Below are 15,872 nucleotides of genomic sequence, written 5' to 3'. Positions count from 1 at the left end.
TAAATGAGGTTTTGATATTTGGAATACGATTAACTACCTAAAGGTTGCAAAATTCTTTGTTTTTCCTTTAAACAATAATTCTTGCTGAATATTGGTAAACGCTTTTATTTGATTTTTAATTTCTGACGTATTATCTGGACAAGAAATATCTTTTAATTTGAAATCAGATACATCAAAACAATTTGTTTGATCGCCGACGGTTTCAATTGCAATATTATTTTTAACCACACCCAAAACGCCATTATGATAATAATCCGCAAAGAAATTATTATCTCTTAACAATGACTTACCACTAAATTCAGGTGCAATTTTATGGTAATCCCCTAGTATAAGATCAATAAGTGTTGGCGCAATATCTCGCTGAGATATAAATTCATCAATATATTTAGGTTTAAGTTTGTATGAATAAATCGCAAATGGAATTAAATAATTATGAAAATTAGTATCTTCAAGAATATCAGCAGTATGATCCGCTAATAAAACAAAAACAGTATTTGGATATGCCTTTTCTACTTTTTGAATAAAGTCATAGGTCGCTTCATCAGACATATAAAATGTATTTAATCGTTCATTTAATACATCATCTTCTGTAAAACGTTTTATTGGATACCCTTTTGGTACAACGTCATCGTGTGTGGTTGTGGTATTAATGCCGATAATAAACGGTTTTTTTAATTCTTTTGTCTTTTCAACCACAAAACCATAAAGATCAGGATCGTGCACTCCCCAATGGTTTTCCTCATAGCGACGATTTTTAATGGAACGTTTGCCATAAGAGGCTTCAAAACCCAGCTTCTGAGCCATCGTTCCTGCTAGCGTATCAGCATAAAAACCTTGAAAAAATGCACTTGAATAATGCTGTTTTTTAAATAAATCAACAAGCGTTGTATATTCAAACGATTCTAACGATGTTCTCGCAATACTCTTTCCCAAAGGGTTTTGAAATGATGTAAGCGTCGAAAATAGACCTTCTACCGTTCTATGACCATTAGCAAGCATTGCTTTTGGACGAATAGATTTAGCTAAAAGCTCACTGAATCTTGGTGTAATATCATATTGACCACCATAATCTTTTAAGAAGGACGCTCCCCAACTTTCTAAAAATAATAATACAATATTAGGATGTTCTAACTCTTTTTTGTATTCCACACCTTTTGAGTGATTCATATAAAGTGATTTTATACTTTGTGCTTCATTATAAACCTGATATTTAGGTGTCATTTCTATATCACCTTTGTTCTTAATATTTTGGTAAATAACATTATAAGCCCCATTCAAACTTAGCATTGCTAATTTTGGATTACCAATTTTATAGGCATGGCTAGGATTTAATGGAATATGTTGCACCATCCCTCTCACAAAAAATACACTCACAGCAATCAATAATAACTTTACTGGAAGATACGATTTTGTGAATTTAACTGCGCTTAAATTTTTATTTAATAATTTAAAAAAGACTACGCCAAAAATAGCCGTACTAATTAAACCCAAAATAAAAAGTTCTAAATATTTTCGTAAAGTTATCCCAAGTAACCCCTGAGCCTCTGCAACTGCATCTTTAATTTCATATGAAATATGGCGTTGTATCATTGAAATACATAATATCGCCCATTAAAAAGCCAAAGAGCAATAACATCAGTAAAAGAACCACACCGAGCAGTAATTTCTTATTAAAATCAAAAAACAAGGTTAAAAATGCGATTATTGCACTTACCGCAAAATCAAATTTATAGCCATAAAACACAGCATATAATTTTTCCGTTATTTCTATATCTGCAAAACCATAAAAAGCAAAAATCAGTTTTGCAAAAATAGAAATAAATACACAGATAAAAAATACTGTGAAATAGTTTTTTATCAATTTCATTATGTTACTTTTCCTTTTTCTTTCACTCTCTTTGTCAGAGCTGCGATTTATAAATAATACTATTTTAATTTTACACTATTTCCTCTATTATCTTCACTAAAATTTCAGATATTAAAGAGGAATTAGAATGGCTATTGAAAAACCAACCACAGTGCAATTCCATTTAGAAGTATTACGTCAAATTCCAAAAAGTTATCCTATTACCGCCGATGAATTACACAAGAAAATGGCGAGTATTGGCAGTCATTGTGTTATTTTTTGCAAATTTTTCACACAATCGTACCGCTTATTTAGTAAATTAAATTGAAATAAGAACTAAATGTTTATTGAAGCACGGTTGCTGAGCTTGTCGAAGCATAAATGCGACCCTTCGACAAGCTCAGGGAGCGGAATAATCAGATATGATAGTCTTATTCTATATTTACTTTACTATAAAAGTTTTCACACCATTTATCATTTGGTTTGATATTTTATTCAACTAACGGCATCATTGGTTGGCTTTTCTTTTTTATTTTAGGAATTGGCGTTATATCAAAATCACCATTATTGATTTGTTCTAATACTTGATGATAGGCTTTGAATTTTGCACTGCGTAGGCGTTTTTGTGTAGTGCAGATTAACTCTGCTGGGTGGCATTTGTCTACATAAGCAATTAATCGCATTGTTGCATCACTATCGGTAGTAGTAAACGATTCTCTAATTTTGACTTGGCAATGCCAACGTATATTTAATGCTTTTCGCAGTTGTTTTTGTAATGTTTCTAGGCTTGGTTTTACTTTATCGACTTTTGGGAAAAAACTTGGCAGATAGTGTTGCACCAATGCTACGGTAGCATTATGCAATAACTTTGTTTCATCATTGTTGGCTAAATGGTCAACAAACAAGCAATAGAGTTGATAACATTGCTGATGATAATTGCTATTTGTGGTGGCAATGCCCGATTGAATATATTCTTCTGTCGCTTTTTGTAATCCTATTTGCTGGACAAACTCGGTAATCACATTGCTACTAACAACAATTTTCTGATAGGCGAGATAGCTAAAATTATCATCAAACCCTTTGCTTTCAAAATAATCAAAAAATTGCTGGCGAAAAATCATCTCCCCACGCAATATGGATAATTTTAGAGCATCGGGAAGCTGTTGCCCCTTATTATGCCACTTGTATTTATGTCTCTCACCATTGCCTGCTGACAAGTAGATTTTTAATGATTGGGTAAAGTGTTTGCTGTGTTTTGCCATTAATTATTTTTACCATATATTACAATTAATACAAATAGTTTTTCAAATTACCTTTAGGGTAAGATATGGAGCGGACGACGGGAATCGAACCCGCACTACCCGAGGGCAATCGGAATTTCAGGTACTGAAAACCTGCGTGCTACCATTACACTACGTCCGCAAAAGTAGTTATTGTATCATTATTTTCGTAGGTTGGGTTAGTGAAACGTAACCCGACATCAAGGGCAGGAAAAAGAATAAATTAAAAATCGGCAGAAGATTAAAAAATCAGAAAACAGTTATTTTTGTGTGAATGAGTGAGTATTTTGTGATGAGGGTGTTTTATGCGGAAATTTGTCAAGTTACGCCCGAATGAGAACGTTGTGTTTATTTGATATTGTTGTGCGGTCTCACAGAGAATTTTGAACGGTCTCTAACATGACCAACGATTACTCCTGTAATGCTCCAAGAACCTTTTCATAAGCATTATATATTGCTTTATATTTTTCTTCTTCTGCTTTATTATATGCTATGCTCTTATCTAAATTTGCTTGTATTCTATTATGTTCTGCTATATTAGCTTTACTTTTTACTATATTAGCCACTATTTGTATTCTTTCCATAAAACCATCAGCATCTTTATAAGCAATAGCTACTTCATCAAAGTCATCATAGTACTTAAGGTCTGCTCATTTATCATCAAGATAGTAAGCTAAAGTATCTATTTGTTTCAGGATATCAGTCATTTCCCCATCAGCAAAACCTGCTCATAGATTATTTGCAACAAAAGAACTCCAAACTTTTATATCTCATCATTTTCCTAAAAATCCAGCCTTGCTAATTGTCAGCATAGCTAAAAATTCCAGTTGTCATTCTTGTTTTTGAAAATTGATGAAAGCTTGTTCTTCTTTTGTTACTGGTCATAAATTCTCGTATGTACCAAAATTTATGATGTCTATTTTATTTCCATCTGAAATAACATATAACGCCTCGCCCTTTTCGGTTAAAAAAGGTTGTGCGAATTTTGAGGTGCTTTTTTCAGCAATGGTGTAGGTATTTCACTTTTTAATAAACGTGATTGTTGAGCCATTATCTAGCTTGACCTTTGTATTGTCGGCGATTAACCCAGCTGCGAAAGACTGTCAGCAAAAAACGACAGCCAGTACAAAAAGTCTGTGATGTTTATGTAATGAAAAAATAGACATTGTTTTATTAATACCAATTCCCGCAATCGAAAAGCTTTATTCAGAGCTATCACTGTAAATGCTGGTATGTGCCTGCCGGTCAGTTTATCTGGGTATTATATCCGTCTGTCTTATGATGCTTATTTGAATCTGTGCCTCCCCAGTTGCGAAGTGGGGCAAAAACCTTCGTCAGTCATCTAACAGCGGGGCTAAACTGCCTCTTGCTATCCATACCGTACGCTATCACTTGACTGTTACTTGATTTACTATAGAAACAGCGGAATAGGTGAGTATCGTCTTAACGGTGCTTTCTTAGCATTATTTTGTTGTTAAACGTGCTTACTATTATAGCAAATATTTTTTGTTAGAAAAATATCTTTGTTGCATTTTGTTTACTGATTTTTAGATTTTTCTTGGTTGGATAAAAAAGACAGGGCATGCCCTGTCTCTACAAATTACCTTATTTTTTCTTAGTCGGACGTTTCCAACCTTGAATATGGCGTTGTGCAACTCGTGTAATCACAAGCTCTTTTTCAGCGACATCTTTGGTAATGGTTGCACCAGCACCAATGGTTGCTCCGTTTTCAATAGTTACAGGAGCAACTAATTGACAATCTGAACCGACAAAAACATCATCACCAATAATGGTTTTAAATTTGTTTGCACCGTCATAGTTACAAGTAATCACACCCGCACCAATATTACAGGTTTCACCGATTTCAGCGTCCCCCACATAGCTTAAATGGTTTACTTTTGAACCTTTGCCAATTTTAGAATTTTTGATTTCAACAAAGTTTCCAACGTGAGTTTCAGCGGCAAGATCTGCCCCTGGACGTAAACGAGAGAAAGGTCCGATAATGGCTTTTTGCCCCACAACCGCATTTTCAATCACAGAATAAGGTTTGATTTCTACGTTATCGCCAATTTGACAATTTGTTAAAACACAGCCCGCACCGACTCTTACGTTATTTCCTAAGGTAACATTGCCTTCAAAAATTACGTTCACATCAATTTCAACATCTTTGCCGTGTTGCACTGTGCCACGCACGTCAATTCTTGCTGGATCAATCACTCGTACACCACCAAGCATTAGTTTTTCTGCTTGCTTTTGTTGATAAAAACGCTCTAAGGCTGCCAGTTGTAAACGGTTATTTGCCCCTTCTACTTCCATAAATTCGTCGGCTTGTACCGCTTGAACTTTGAAACCGTCTTGATTTGCAAAAGCAATCACATCAGTAATGTAATATTCTTGTTGAGCGTTGTTGTTATCTAAACGCCCCAACCACTGTTTAAAGCTTTTACCACTTGCGACCATTACACCTGTATTCACTTCTTTAATTGCCAACTGTTCTGGATTTGCGTCTTTTTGTTCCACAATGCCCACCACCGAACTTTGATCACGCAAAATACGTCCGTAGCCTGTTGGGTTATCAAGCTCTACGGTTAATAATGCAATACCATTTTGTGGTTTTTGAGTAATCAATTTTTGCAAGGTTTCTTTGGTAATCAAAGGGGCGTCACCATAAAGCATCACGATATTTTCATCATCATTGAAAAATGGTGCTGCTTGTTGCATTGCGTGTCCTGTGCCGAGCTGCTCGGTTTGTAACACCCAATTTACTGGCTCATCTTTTAACACTTGTTGCATTAACTCGCCACCGTGTCCATAAATTAAATGGATATTATCCGCTTCTAATGATTTTGCGGTATCAATCACGTGTTTAACCATCGGTTTGCCTGCTACTTTGTGCAACACTTTTGGTAAATCAGAATACATACGAGTCCCTTTACCCGCAGCTAAAATTACAACGCTTAATTTGTTCATTATAAATCCTTATTTTGAAGATTATTTTTTGTATATTGTAAAGAAAGCGACACTTAATCGCAAACTTGAATAAGACGGCTAGTAACTTGCCCAAAGGTTTTCTCTTTGAGAATTTGCCACGTTTCTGGTAATGCCAAAGCGGTATGATTTTTTTCCGTTTCTACATAAATCAATCCATTGGGTGCAATATAGTTATTTTTAATCAATAAATCCAACACTTGTGGCACAAAACCTTTATTAAAAGGAGGGTCGATAAAAATTAGGTCAAAAGGTAACTCACTGTTTTTTTGAGTAAGAAATTGCAAGGTATCGGTATTGATAACCGTGCCTTTATCGGTTTTGAGCAATGCTAAATTATTTTTTAATTGTTGCGACGCTTTTGCAAATTTTTCTAAAAAAGTGACCGCTTGTGCTTGGCGAGACAGTGCCTCTAATCCAAGCGAACCACTTCCAGCAAAGCAATCTAAACAACGTGCGTCTGCCACATCATTCATCAACCAATTAAATACCGTTTCTTTAACACGATCTGTGGTGGGTCTTAACCCTTCGGCATTTAAAACAGGTAACTTTCTGCCTCGCCATAGCCCTGAAATAATCCTGACTTCGCCCATTTGACGAGATTTACCTGAAATTTGTGGTTTTTTCATAACAAAATTTACTCAAAATAAAGTAGAATATAAGGATCTATTCTATATCAATTATAAAGAGAACAAAATATGGCGAAGAAAAAAGGATTCTGGTCATCACTATTTGGTGATAAGCAACAAACCAATGAACAGCAAATTATCGCAGAACAAGAAACAGAAGGACAAGTTGAAGAGCAAGCGGTTACTTGTGATGAAAAATTTACAAAAAATGAACAAAATGTTACCGCTATTCATCAATCTGACGCTGAAGTAACTCCTGAATTGCAACCTGAAATTGTCGATAATTATCAAGACAAACCTACTCAAGATGGCTTTTTCAATCGTCTTATTTATGGATTAGTAAAAACAAAACAAAATATTGGATCGGGATTTTTGGGCTTTTTTCAAGGTAAAAAAATTGATGATGAACTGTTCGAAGAGTTAGAAGAAAAACTATTAATTGCCGATTTAGGTATGCCAACTACCACAAAAATTATCAATAATTTAATTCAGCATACATCTAAAAAAGAATTACAAGAGGCAGAGTTACTTTATCAACAATTAAAAATTGAGCTTGCCGATATCTTACAACCTGTGGCACAACCCTTGGTTATTGATGAAACAAAAAAACCTTATGTTATTTTAATGGTAGGGGTAAACGGTGTAGGAAAAACCACAACTATTGGAAAATTAGCACGTAAATATCAAGATGAGGGAAAATCAGTTATGCTTGCAGCAGGTGATACTTTCCGAGCTGCTGCCGTAGAGCAATTACAAGTGTGGGGAGAGCGTAATCATATTCCTGTTGTCGCACAATCTACAGGTGCAGACTCAGCCTCTGTACTTTATGATGCGATGGAGTCTGCGAAAGCGAAAAACATCGATATTCTGATTGCGGATACAGCGGGTCGTCTACAAAATAAAAATAATTTAATGGATGAGTTGAAAAAAATTGTTCGTGTAATGCGAAAGAACGATTCAACCGCCCCTCACGAGATTATGTTAACCCTTGATGCAGGAACTGGTCAAAATGCCATCAGTCAGACGAAACTTTTTAATGATGCTGTTGGTCTAACTGGCATCTCTCTCACCAAATTAGATGGAACTGCAAAGGGGGGAGTCATTTTCTCCATTGCAGACCAATTTAATATTCCAATACGATTTATTGGAGTCGGAGAGAGTATTGAAGATTTGCGTCAATTTGATGCAGATGAGTTTATTGACGCATTATTTAGTAATGAAAAAAGATAATACTTTCTCGTTACCAAGTGGTGCATAATAGGAAGGTTTCTTTACTATTTCTCAATAGTATGGGATAATTCCGCTTTCGTTCAAGATAGAACGAATTATTTTGAGATAAACAATTTAGGAGTCATCTCTATGAAAAAAGTGCTATTAAGTGCATTAGTATTGGGTACAGCAGTTACTTTAACTGCTTGTGATAAAGCTGAAGAATTAAAAGCATCTGTTACAAATACCGTAACAGAAGCAAAAGATTCAGTAGCAGAAAAAGCAACTGAAGCTAAAGATGCAGCAATGGAAAAAATGAATGAAGCTAAAGATGCAGCTATGGCTAAAGCAAACGAAGCTAAAGATGCTGCTATGGCTAAAGCAAATGAAGCTAAAGACGCAGCTATGGCTAAAGCAAATGAAGCTAAAGATGCTGCTATGGCTAAAGCAAATGAAGCTAAAGACGCAGCTATGGCTAAAGCAAATGAAGCTAAAGATGCTGCTATGGCTAAAGCAAATGAAGCAACAGATGCTGCTATGAACAAAGTAACTGAAGTAACTGACGCTGCTATGGGCAAAGCGACAGAAACTAAAGAAGCCGCAGGTGCAGCAGTTGAAAAAGCAACTGAAGCAACAGAAAAAAGTGAAGAAGTAATTAAAGCAACAGATGGTACAAAATAACTAGTCTAGGCAAATACTTTTATAAAACCCTACTTAATATGAGTAGGGTTTTTTTATAGTCAAATATATATCAGTCTTAAATCTGTTGTTAAATATCATACCCATAAAAAAACGCTCCCAAAAGGAAGCGTTTTTCTTAAATGAACTAAACGAATATTAGTTAATTATTAAGCCTTACGACCCGCTCGACGACGATCTAACTCTGTTAAATGTCTCTTACGAATACGAATTGATTTTGGTGTCACTTCTACTAATTCATCATCATCAATAAATTCAATGGCTTGTTCAAGTGTAAACCTAATAGGTGTTGTTAATGAAATGGCTTCATCTTTACCAGATGCACGCATATTCGTTAATTTTTTACCTTGTAAACAGTTTACGGTTAAATCATTTGAACGGCTATGAATACCAATAATTTGACCTTCATATACTTCAACAGCGTGATCAATCAATAATTTACCACGTTCTTGTAAATTAAACAGAGCAAAAGCAAGAGCTTTACCTGTTGCATTCGAAATCAATACACCATTTTTACGCTGACCGATTTCACCTGCTTTAATATCATCATAATGGCTAAAGCTTGAATAAAGTAAACCCGTACCAGATGTCATTGTCATAAACTCGCTACGGAAACCGATTAAACCACGACTTGGAATAATATATTCAATACGTGTACGTCCTTTACCGTCTGTTGACATATCTTTTACTTCACCTTTACGCATACCCAATGCTTCCATTACAGCACCTTGATGCTGTTCTTCCACATCTACAGTTACTTGCTCAAAAGGTTCTTGTTTACGTCCATCAATTTCACGGAAAATAACTTTAGGACGAGATACCGCTAATTCATAGCCTTCACGACGCATATTTTCAATTAATACTGATAAGTGAAGTTCACCACGACCAGAAACACGGAAAGCATCTGGATCTTCTGTTTCTTCAACACGCAATGCGACATTATGTACCAGCTCTTTACGTAAACGCTCTAAAATCTGGCGAGAAGTAACAAATTTACCCTCTTTTCCACAGAATGGTGAAGTATTTACACAGAAGAACATTGTTACGGTTGGTTCATCAACACTTAGTGCTGGAAGAGCATCAACATTGTTAGTATCACAGATAGTATCTGAAATATTTAATTCGCCTAAGCCAGTAATTGCAACGATATCACCTGCATTAGCTATTTCAGATTCATAACGCTCTAACCCTAAATGACTTAATACTTGTCCAATTTTGCCGTTACGTTTTTTGCCTTCGCTATCAATAATAGTCACTTGTTGATTTGGTTTAACAGAACCACGTTTAATACGTCCAATTCCAATAACACCCACATAACTATTATAATCAAGTTGTGAAATCTGCATTTGGAAAGTACCATTCGCCTCTACTTTTGGTGGTTCCACGTGCTTTACAATCGCTTTAAATAATGGCGTCATATCAGCTTTTAAACTTTCGTGTTCAGTTCCTGCCACACCATTTAATGCAGATGCATAAATAATAGGAAAATCTAATTGTTCATCCGTTGCATCAAGATTCACAAATAAATCAAAAATTTGATCTACCACCCAATCAGGTCTTGCACCAGGGCGATCGACTTTATTAATTACTACAATTGGTTTTAAACCGTGAGCAAATGCTTTTTGGGTTACAAAACGAGTTTGTGGCATAGGACCATCAAAAGCATCAACTACTAATAAAACCGAATCCACCATTGAAAGTACACGCTCTACTTCACCACCGAAATCGGCGTGTCCTGGGGTATCTACGATATTAATATGATAGTCATTCCAGTTAATTGCAGTATTTTTTGCTAAAATTGTAATTCCACGTTCTTTTTCAAGATCATTTGAATCCATTACTCGCTCATCAACGTCACCACGTGTTTCTCCAAAAGTACCAGACTGTTGAAGAAGCTTATCTACTAATGTTGTTTTACCGTGATCTACGTGAGCAATAATTGCGATATTACGCAATTTATTTATATCTAAATTTTGTGTCATTTTATTGTCTTAAGTTATTTGTTTAAAAATGCTTTGTAAAGAAGTGTTCAATTACAAAGCGCCTGATTATACCGTTTATCTTGTTTAATAGATAGCCATTTTCATTTATTTAACATAAATATTGGCATAGTAGACAAAATAGTTGGTAATTTTGAGGAGCTATGCCCATAGTAGACAAATGAGTTGGTTTTTATTATTTTATAAATAATTACCAACTCCTTTTATTTAGAAAATCTTTTATAAACATAATCTTATGGTATTTGGTTAAACCATTATGATTAGATAGTTTTCGTTTAAGTTCTCCAAATAAACTTTCAAGCCTATTTGTTGTTTTTTCTATATTTAATTCAGGATATTTTTCAAAAGTAAATAAATAATCCATATTATATTTTAAGCTCCTGTAAGCACTTCTTATATTACGATGTTTAAAAGATACCATTAGAAATAGCAAGAAAATTTTTTATTTTTTAACATTAATAATGGTGTCTTATATTTTTAGAGAATATTTTATCCTCTAAAATCTGTATAACATTTATTGTTAATAACTACATTGTCTTTTGGTGTAAACTTGCATCAAAAGGCATTTGATTTTTTAATACTGTTTGAGCAATGGCCACTAATTTACGCATTAAAGCCACGATAATCACTTTTTTATCCTTCCCTTTTGCCAGTAAATTATCAACAAAAGTCTTATAAATTCTATCTTTATAATTCCCAAAACTATAGGCAACCGCAGGCATAAATAAAATTTTACGAATATCCGTTTGTCCAATTTTTGATATTCTCGGTTTACCATTTATGCTACTGCCTGATTGATGGTGCATAGGAGTTAAGCCTGCATAAGCAGCTGCAGCTTTTCCATTTTTAAAACGAGAGCCATCGCCAAGATAAGCCAGTAACCAAGCAACACTTTTTTTACCTAATCCTGGAATGCTTGATAATAATTTTGCATTTTGTTTGAGCATTGTATCCGTTTTGATTGTTTCATCAATTTGTTTTTCAAAAGCTTTTATTTCTTCACGCAAGAAATTAGCCAAACGCTCTGCACTTGAAATACTTTCGCTATCTGACATCATTTTAATCCGAGTACGTTCTTTTTGCTCAGCTTGTTTAAGATGTTCTAGCTGTCGTAATCTTAATAATAATGCACGTTGAGCCTTTGGTGGTGGTTGCCACGCTTGTGGTTGCTCTTTTGCCGCAAAACGAGCAATAAGCATTGCGTCTATCTTATCGGTCTTATTTCTAAGATTTTGTCCAATGCCATAAGCCTTGATACATTTAGGGTTAATCACGCTTACTTTTGCCTTTTTATCATAGAGAAAATAGGCTAATTCTTCCCAATAAATACCAGTTGCTTCCATTACAACGTGTAGATTTTGAGTATCTTTGTTAATCCATTTTAATAATGATTCAAACCCTTTTTTATCATTATCAAAAGTATTATGTAGGGCTTTTTTATTTTCTTTATAAATCGCTACATCAAACTTCTTGCAAGCAATATCAATACCAATGTAGAATGTGTTATTCATATTTGTTCCTCAACCTTGTTTATACGAGCTAGCACTAATAGTGTTACTCAGGATACCATTCGGGATGAATATGGAGTTGAAGTAGGTTATATCTTCGACACAGGTTTTTAACCTAAGGATATTTACAAGCTCTACTTCAACAGCCCTACTGTTATTTATAATAGTAGGGCTTTTTTATAATACAAGTGTTAGGTGCTTGTGCACTGAATTAGTTTGGTGAACGCTTCTCTGCCCTTCGATATTTCGGCAAGTTCAAGAACCGAGCTCAGGGAGCCGAAGCGCAAGATGCCGTTGAGTCATCAAAAAAAACCGTTTGCTGAGCCTGTCGAAGCATTAGGTGTCTTAGCTCGGAGTTTGGTTTTGTGAGCGCTCTCTCATCCTTCGATATTTCGATAGGCTTAACCGAGTTTAGGAACCGAGAACGATAAACATCGATCACGAAACTCCCCAAACACAGTTCACTGAACCCGTCGAAGTGTGAGGTGTTACGTTCCGAACTCGTTCTGTAAACATTTTGTCTACTATGCCAACATTTTATTTTGCACCATAAAAAAACACCCCTTCCAAATGAAAGGGGTGAGTGCTGTGGTGGTTAAGTGTTATTGAGAGAGAGGACTAGTAACCCCCAAGTTGTTCTCAACCACCACGTGCTAGGTTGGACTGGAAGAGAGCGTGCCTCTTCCGCCCTGTTGTGTTACATTACCATTGGTAGCCAACACCGACACCAATACCAAATTTCTTCTCAGTATTCGCGTTAATGTTTCCTTTGATAATCCATTTTCCATTGTCAGAGATAGAAGACAGTCCTACGGCCATTGAGCTTGATTTATCATAACTCGCGCCCGCTAATGACACCATACTCTTACCCGGTACATAAGCCTGTGGTAAGCTGGCTGATGCCATCGCACTCGCAGTACCGCCGCTTGCGGCTTTTTCTACACTGTCAATACGGGTAGAGAGTGACTCTTCCACTTTCGCTAATTGAGACACATTCACGGCATCCGTTGGTGCAGTACCCGCTTTAATATTGTGGATTTGGTTTCCACCCATATTAATATTGACATCAGTACCTTCTTTCACTGTTAAACCGGATTGGTTTAAGGTGATATTGCCCACAGTGACTTTATCCACTTTGATTTCAGGTGTGGTGGAAATAACCAGCTGTTTATCATTGCCGTTCATCACCGTTTTGGCGTTAAGGTTTTTACCGACTTTGATGCTTAAGGCACCATTGTTGCTCACGACTTCCTCTTTTGAGAGATTATCCTTGTCTAATACAACATCGTCTGTTACAGCAACCTTGATTTCAGCACCATTGCCTCCATTGCCGTTGCCTGCATCGCCTTTGTCACTTTTATCGCCTTTATCACCCTTATCACCCTTGTCACCTTTTAAAGCAGCCAAGAAGTCATCTTGTGTTTTAGTGCCATTACCTGGTTGTGCTTTCCAAATCTCATAAGCAGATTGACCATCGGCTCCATCCGCACCAGCGGCACCGTCATCACCTTTCGCACCTTTAAAGTCAGGGTCATTTTTCAATGCGTCCTTATCTAACGTGATATGGGCAATTTGTTTACCGTCTTTGCTTTGTTGTTTTTCCACTTTTAAGCCATCACCAAAGTCAAAGGCAAGTTTACTTAAGTCAAATTGTTCTTCAGTATTACCCTGTTTATAATTTGCGCCCGTACCCGTGCTACCACTAAAGAAGCTAATGGTTGGCAATATTGCATCTTTCCATTTATCAACATCAATACCTTGACCCTTGTTCAGTGCTTTTAACTGTTTGTAGTTAACCGCATCGGTATCTGCTGTGGCATCGCCTACATTAGTGATTCTGCCCCCATTGACTGATACGCTATTCTCTGTATCACTTAATGTCAGTTTTCCACCACCTGCTGTGTTAGCAATTGACGAAATACCCGTGAGCTCTTTCGCTAATTTAATCGCTAAACCGTTCGCACCATCATTAACCACACCAATATTGTTATCAGTGAGTTCGTTTGCTGCTGTTACGCCACCTTTAATATTTAAGGTGTCATTGAGCTTACGGGTGACTTTATCACCTGCATCACCTTGGAAGGCTAGGCCATCATCCATTGTGGCAACCGTATGGGTGTCTCCTGCTTCATCTTCGTAAATAATACGGGTTAAGCTGTCTCCATCCTTACCATTAACACCCGGTCTACCATTAACCACTTTGATATCAGCTGACACGTCTTTTGCAGGTTTTCCGTCGATTCCATCGTGGCCATTAAGCCCGATTACACCGTTGGTGCCATTGGCTCCGTCTTCACCTTTGATAGTGACGCCGTTTTCACCGTCTTTTCCTTTAACGGTAATGCCGTCTTTTCCACTTAAGCCGATTGAGCCATCTTTGCCGTCTTCGCCTTTAATAGAAATCCCATTGTTTCCGTTGATACCCACTTCACCTTTATCACCTTTAACTGAAATACCGTCTATTCCGTCAATGCCAACGCCATCTTTGCCGTCTTTACCCGCAATACCGATACCCTCAACACCTTGCAGTTGTTTCGCCAGTTTGATTTCTAACTTGCCATCTGTGGTATCTACAAAGAGGTTATCTGCTGCAAAGTCAGAGTCTTTCGTTAAGTTCTTCGCAGGGTCTGTGCCTTTTTGTCCTTCAACCACTAAGGTTCCACCTGCAACCACTGCAACTTCATCTGCGGTATTACCTGTGAATTTCAGTCCTGCACCTGCATTAACAACCGCGGTTTCAACTGCTTTTAACTGTTTGTAGTTAACCGCATCAGTCTCTGCTGTGGCATCACCTACATTGGTAATTCTCTTACCACCTGCATTCACACCTTCAGTAGAGATGGAAACAATATCATTTCCTTTCGCTACACCAAATACGATTGAATCTAAAGCTGTTAACTCTTTTGCCAGTTTAATCGCTAAACCATTCGTACCATCGTTAATGACACCAATGTTGTTATCAGTGAGTTTATCTGCCGCTGTTACACCTCCTTTGATATTTAAGGTGTCATTGAGCTTACGGGTGACTTTATCACCTGAATCACCTTGGAAGGCTAAGCCATCATCCATTGTGGCAACAGTATGGGTGTCTCCTGCTTCATCTTCGTAAATAATACGGGTTAAGCTGTCTCCATCCTTACCATCAACACCCGGTCTACCATTAACCACTTTGATGTCGGCTGAAACAGCTTTTTTATCTTTACCGTCGATTCCATCGTGCCCATTAAGCCCGATTACACCGTTGGTGCCATTGGCACCGTCTTCACCTTTGATAGTAACGCCGTCTTTACCGTCTTTGCCTTTCACCGTAATACCGTCTTTTCCGTCAATGCCGACACCATTTTTGCCGTCTTTGCCATCAACGCCGATATAACCGTCTTTTCCGTCTTTGGCTTTTCCAACTTTATCAATCGCTGTATCAACATAGGTTTTAACCGCTTTCTCTTGAACAAGCTGAGTGCCATTTTCATCATCAATGACAGCTTTACCTACTACCGAACCGAAGGTAGATTTAGCGGCGTCACCACCCATATTAGAACCGTCTACTTTTAAGTATTCTGTTGCAAGGTTAGTGGTTCCAGTGATGTCTTTCACTTTCGCTGCATCTAAACCTAACGTGTACACTGCACCTTTATTTGCCGTTGCATCTGTTTTCGCCAGTGTTAAACCACTGTCTTGAACAATCGCCACTTCTTCTTTCGATGTTTTACCTA

13 protein-coding genes are annotated in these 15,872 nt (G+C 36.8%); 3 read left to right on the top strand and 10 right to left on the bottom strand.

Annotated elements, in window-relative coordinates; translation table 11 throughout:
• Positions 1 to 33: 33 nt before the first annotated feature.
• Together A6B44_RS02055 and A6B44_RS02050 are read right to left on the bottom strand one after the other, a co-directional pair.
• Positions 34 to 1,590 carry an LTA synthase family protein gene (locus A6B44_RS02055; RefSeq protein ID WP_090923201.1) on the bottom strand — a complete coding sequence of 519 codons (1,557 nt, stop codon included), beginning with the start codon at positions 1,588 to 1,590 and terminating at the stop codon, positions 34 to 36.
• Complete coding sequence (locus tag A6B44_RS02050) at positions 1,565 to 1,867, bottom strand: hypothetical protein (RefSeq protein ID WP_090923202.1); 303 nt, start codon at positions 1,865 to 1,867, stop codon at positions 1,565 to 1,567. Before A6B44_RS02050 ends, A6B44_RS02055 begins: the two co-directional genes overlap by 26 nt.
• Positions 1,868 to 1,994: 127 nt before the next feature.
• Between A6B44_RS02050 and A6B44_RS02045 the strand changes: the two genes are divergently transcribed.
• Positions 1,995 to 2,174: a hypothetical protein gene (locus tag A6B44_RS02045; RefSeq protein WP_090923204.1), complete on the top strand. Its 180-nt coding sequence runs from the start codon at positions 1,995 to 1,997 to the stop codon at positions 2,172 to 2,174.
• Positions 2,175 to 2,337: 163 nt separating this feature from the next.
• Here the strand turns inward: A6B44_RS02045 and A6B44_RS02040 are convergent, their stop codons facing one another.
• The 4 genes from A6B44_RS02040 to rsmD all read right to left on the bottom strand — a co-directional run bounded on the left by A6B44_RS02040 (position 2,338) and on the right by rsmD (position 6,743).
• Entirely contained in the window at positions 2,338 to 3,108 is a 771-nt protein-coding gene (locus tag A6B44_RS02040; protein WP_090923206.1) for a hypothetical protein, read from the bottom strand.
• 428 nt (positions 3,109 to 3,536) lie between these two features.
• Complete coding sequence (locus A6B44_RS02035) at positions 3,537 to 3,710, bottom strand: hypothetical protein (RefSeq protein ID WP_176673447.1); 174 nt, start codon at positions 3,708 to 3,710, stop codon at positions 3,537 to 3,539.
• A 1,021-nt stretch (positions 3,711 to 4,731) separates the two neighbouring features.
• The gene (gene glmU, locus A6B44_RS02030; protein ID WP_090923208.1) at positions 4,732 to 6,096 is read right to left on the bottom strand and encodes a bifunctional UDP-N-acetylglucosamine diphosphorylase/glucosamine-1-phosphate N-acetyltransferase GlmU; all 1,365 of its coding nucleotides are present in this window, start codon (positions 6,094 to 6,096) and stop codon (positions 4,732 to 4,734) included.
• A 53-nt stretch (positions 6,097 to 6,149) separates the two neighbouring features.
• Entirely contained in the window at positions 6,150 to 6,743 is a 594-nt protein-coding gene (rsmD, locus tag A6B44_RS02025) for a 16S rRNA (guanine(966)-N(2))-methyltransferase RsmD (protein ID WP_090923209.1), read from the bottom strand.
• Positions 6,744 to 6,812: 69 nt separating this feature from the next.
• Between rsmD and ftsY the strand changes: the two genes are divergently transcribed.
• Positions 6,813 to 7,973: a signal recognition particle-docking protein FtsY gene (gene ftsY, locus A6B44_RS02020; protein ID WP_090923211.1), complete on the top strand. Its 1,161-nt coding sequence runs from the start codon at positions 6,813 to 6,815 to the stop codon at positions 7,971 to 7,973.
• 129 nt (positions 7,974 to 8,102) lie between these two features.
• Positions 8,103 to 8,633, top strand: a complete 531-nt coding sequence (locus A6B44_RS02015) for a hypothetical protein (protein WP_176673446.1) — start codon at positions 8,103 to 8,105, stop codon at positions 8,631 to 8,633.
• A 167-nt stretch (positions 8,634 to 8,800) separates the two neighbouring features.
• On the opposite strand, the gene typA is transcribed toward A6B44_RS02015, so the two are convergent.
• The 4 genes from typA to A6B44_RS01995 all read right to left on the bottom strand — a co-directional run bounded on the left by typA (position 8,801) and on the right by A6B44_RS01995 (position 15,849).
• A complete protein-coding gene (gene typA, locus A6B44_RS02010; RefSeq protein WP_090923215.1) occupies positions 8,801 to 10,633 on the bottom strand; it encodes a translational GTPase TypA in 1,833 nt (610 codons plus the stop codon).
• Between the two features lie 208 nt (positions 10,634 to 10,841).
• Positions 10,842 to 11,072: a transposase gene (locus A6B44_RS02005; RefSeq protein ID WP_090923217.1), complete on the bottom strand. Its 231-nt coding sequence runs from the start codon at positions 11,070 to 11,072 to the stop codon at positions 10,842 to 10,844.
• 106 nt (positions 11,073 to 11,178) lie between these two features.
• The gene (locus A6B44_RS02000) at positions 11,179 to 12,162 is read right to left on the bottom strand and encodes an IS110 family RNA-guided transposase (protein WP_176673445.1); all 984 of its coding nucleotides are present in this window, start codon (positions 12,160 to 12,162) and stop codon (positions 11,179 to 11,181) included.
• Between the two features lie 699 nt (positions 12,163 to 12,861).
• A complete protein-coding gene (locus A6B44_RS01995; RefSeq protein ID WP_176673444.1) occupies positions 12,862 to 15,849 on the bottom strand; it encodes a YadA family autotransporter adhesin in 2,988 nt (995 codons plus the stop codon).
• Between the last annotated feature and the right edge of the window lie 23 nt (positions 15,850 to 15,872).

It is taken from the genome of Pasteurella skyensis, from assembly GCF_013377295.1.
GTDB classification, from domain to species: Bacteria; Pseudomonadota; Gammaproteobacteria; order Enterobacterales; family Pasteurellaceae; genus Phocoenobacter; species Phocoenobacter skyensis.
Note: the sequence above shows the minus strand (reverse complement) of the source record. Positions and strands in the feature narration are given on the sequence as shown.

Bases quoted from the DNA above. Each gene is read 5' to 3' on its own strand.
- A6B44_RS02005 (WP_090923217.1), bottom strand. From the start codon at position 11,072: ATGGTATCTTTTAAACATCGTAATATAAGAAGTGCTTACAGGAGCTTA.
- A6B44_RS02045 (WP_090923204.1), top strand. From the start codon at position 1,995: ATGGCTATTGAAAAACCAACCACAGTGCAATTCCATTTAGAAGTATTA.
- rsmD (WP_090923209.1), bottom strand. From the start codon at position 6,743: ATGAAAAAACCACAAATTTCAGGTAAATCTCGTCAAATGGGCGAAGTC.
- A6B44_RS02055 (WP_090923201.1), bottom strand. From the start codon at position 1,590: ATGATACAACGCCATATTTCATATGAAATTAAAGATGCAGTTGCAGAG.
- ftsY (WP_090923211.1), top strand. From the start codon at position 6,813: ATGGCGAAGAAAAAAGGATTCTGGTCATCACTATTTGGTGATAAGCAA.
- A6B44_RS02035 (WP_176673447.1), bottom strand. From the start codon at position 3,710: ATGGAAAGAATACAAATAGTGGCTAATATAGTAAAAAGTAAAGCTAAT.
- glmU (WP_090923208.1), bottom strand. From the start codon at position 6,096: ATGAACAAATTAAGCGTTGTAATTTTAGCTGCGGGTAAAGGGACTCGT.
- typA (WP_090923215.1), bottom strand. From the start codon at position 10,633: ATGACACAAAATTTAGATATAAATAAATTGCGTAATATCGCAATTATT.
- A6B44_RS02000 (WP_176673445.1), bottom strand. From the start codon at position 12,162: ATGAATAACACATTCTACATTGGTATTGATATTGCTTGCAAGAAGTTT.
- A6B44_RS02050 (WP_090923202.1), bottom strand. From the start codon at position 1,867: ATGAAATTGATAAAAAACTATTTCACAGTATTTTTTATCTGTGTATTT.
- A6B44_RS02015 (WP_176673446.1), top strand. From the start codon at position 8,103: ATGAAAAAAGTGCTATTAAGTGCATTAGTATTGGGTACAGCAGTTACT.
- A6B44_RS02040 (WP_090923206.1), bottom strand. From the start codon at position 3,108: ATGGCAAAACACAGCAAACACTTTACCCAATCATTAAAAATCTACTTG.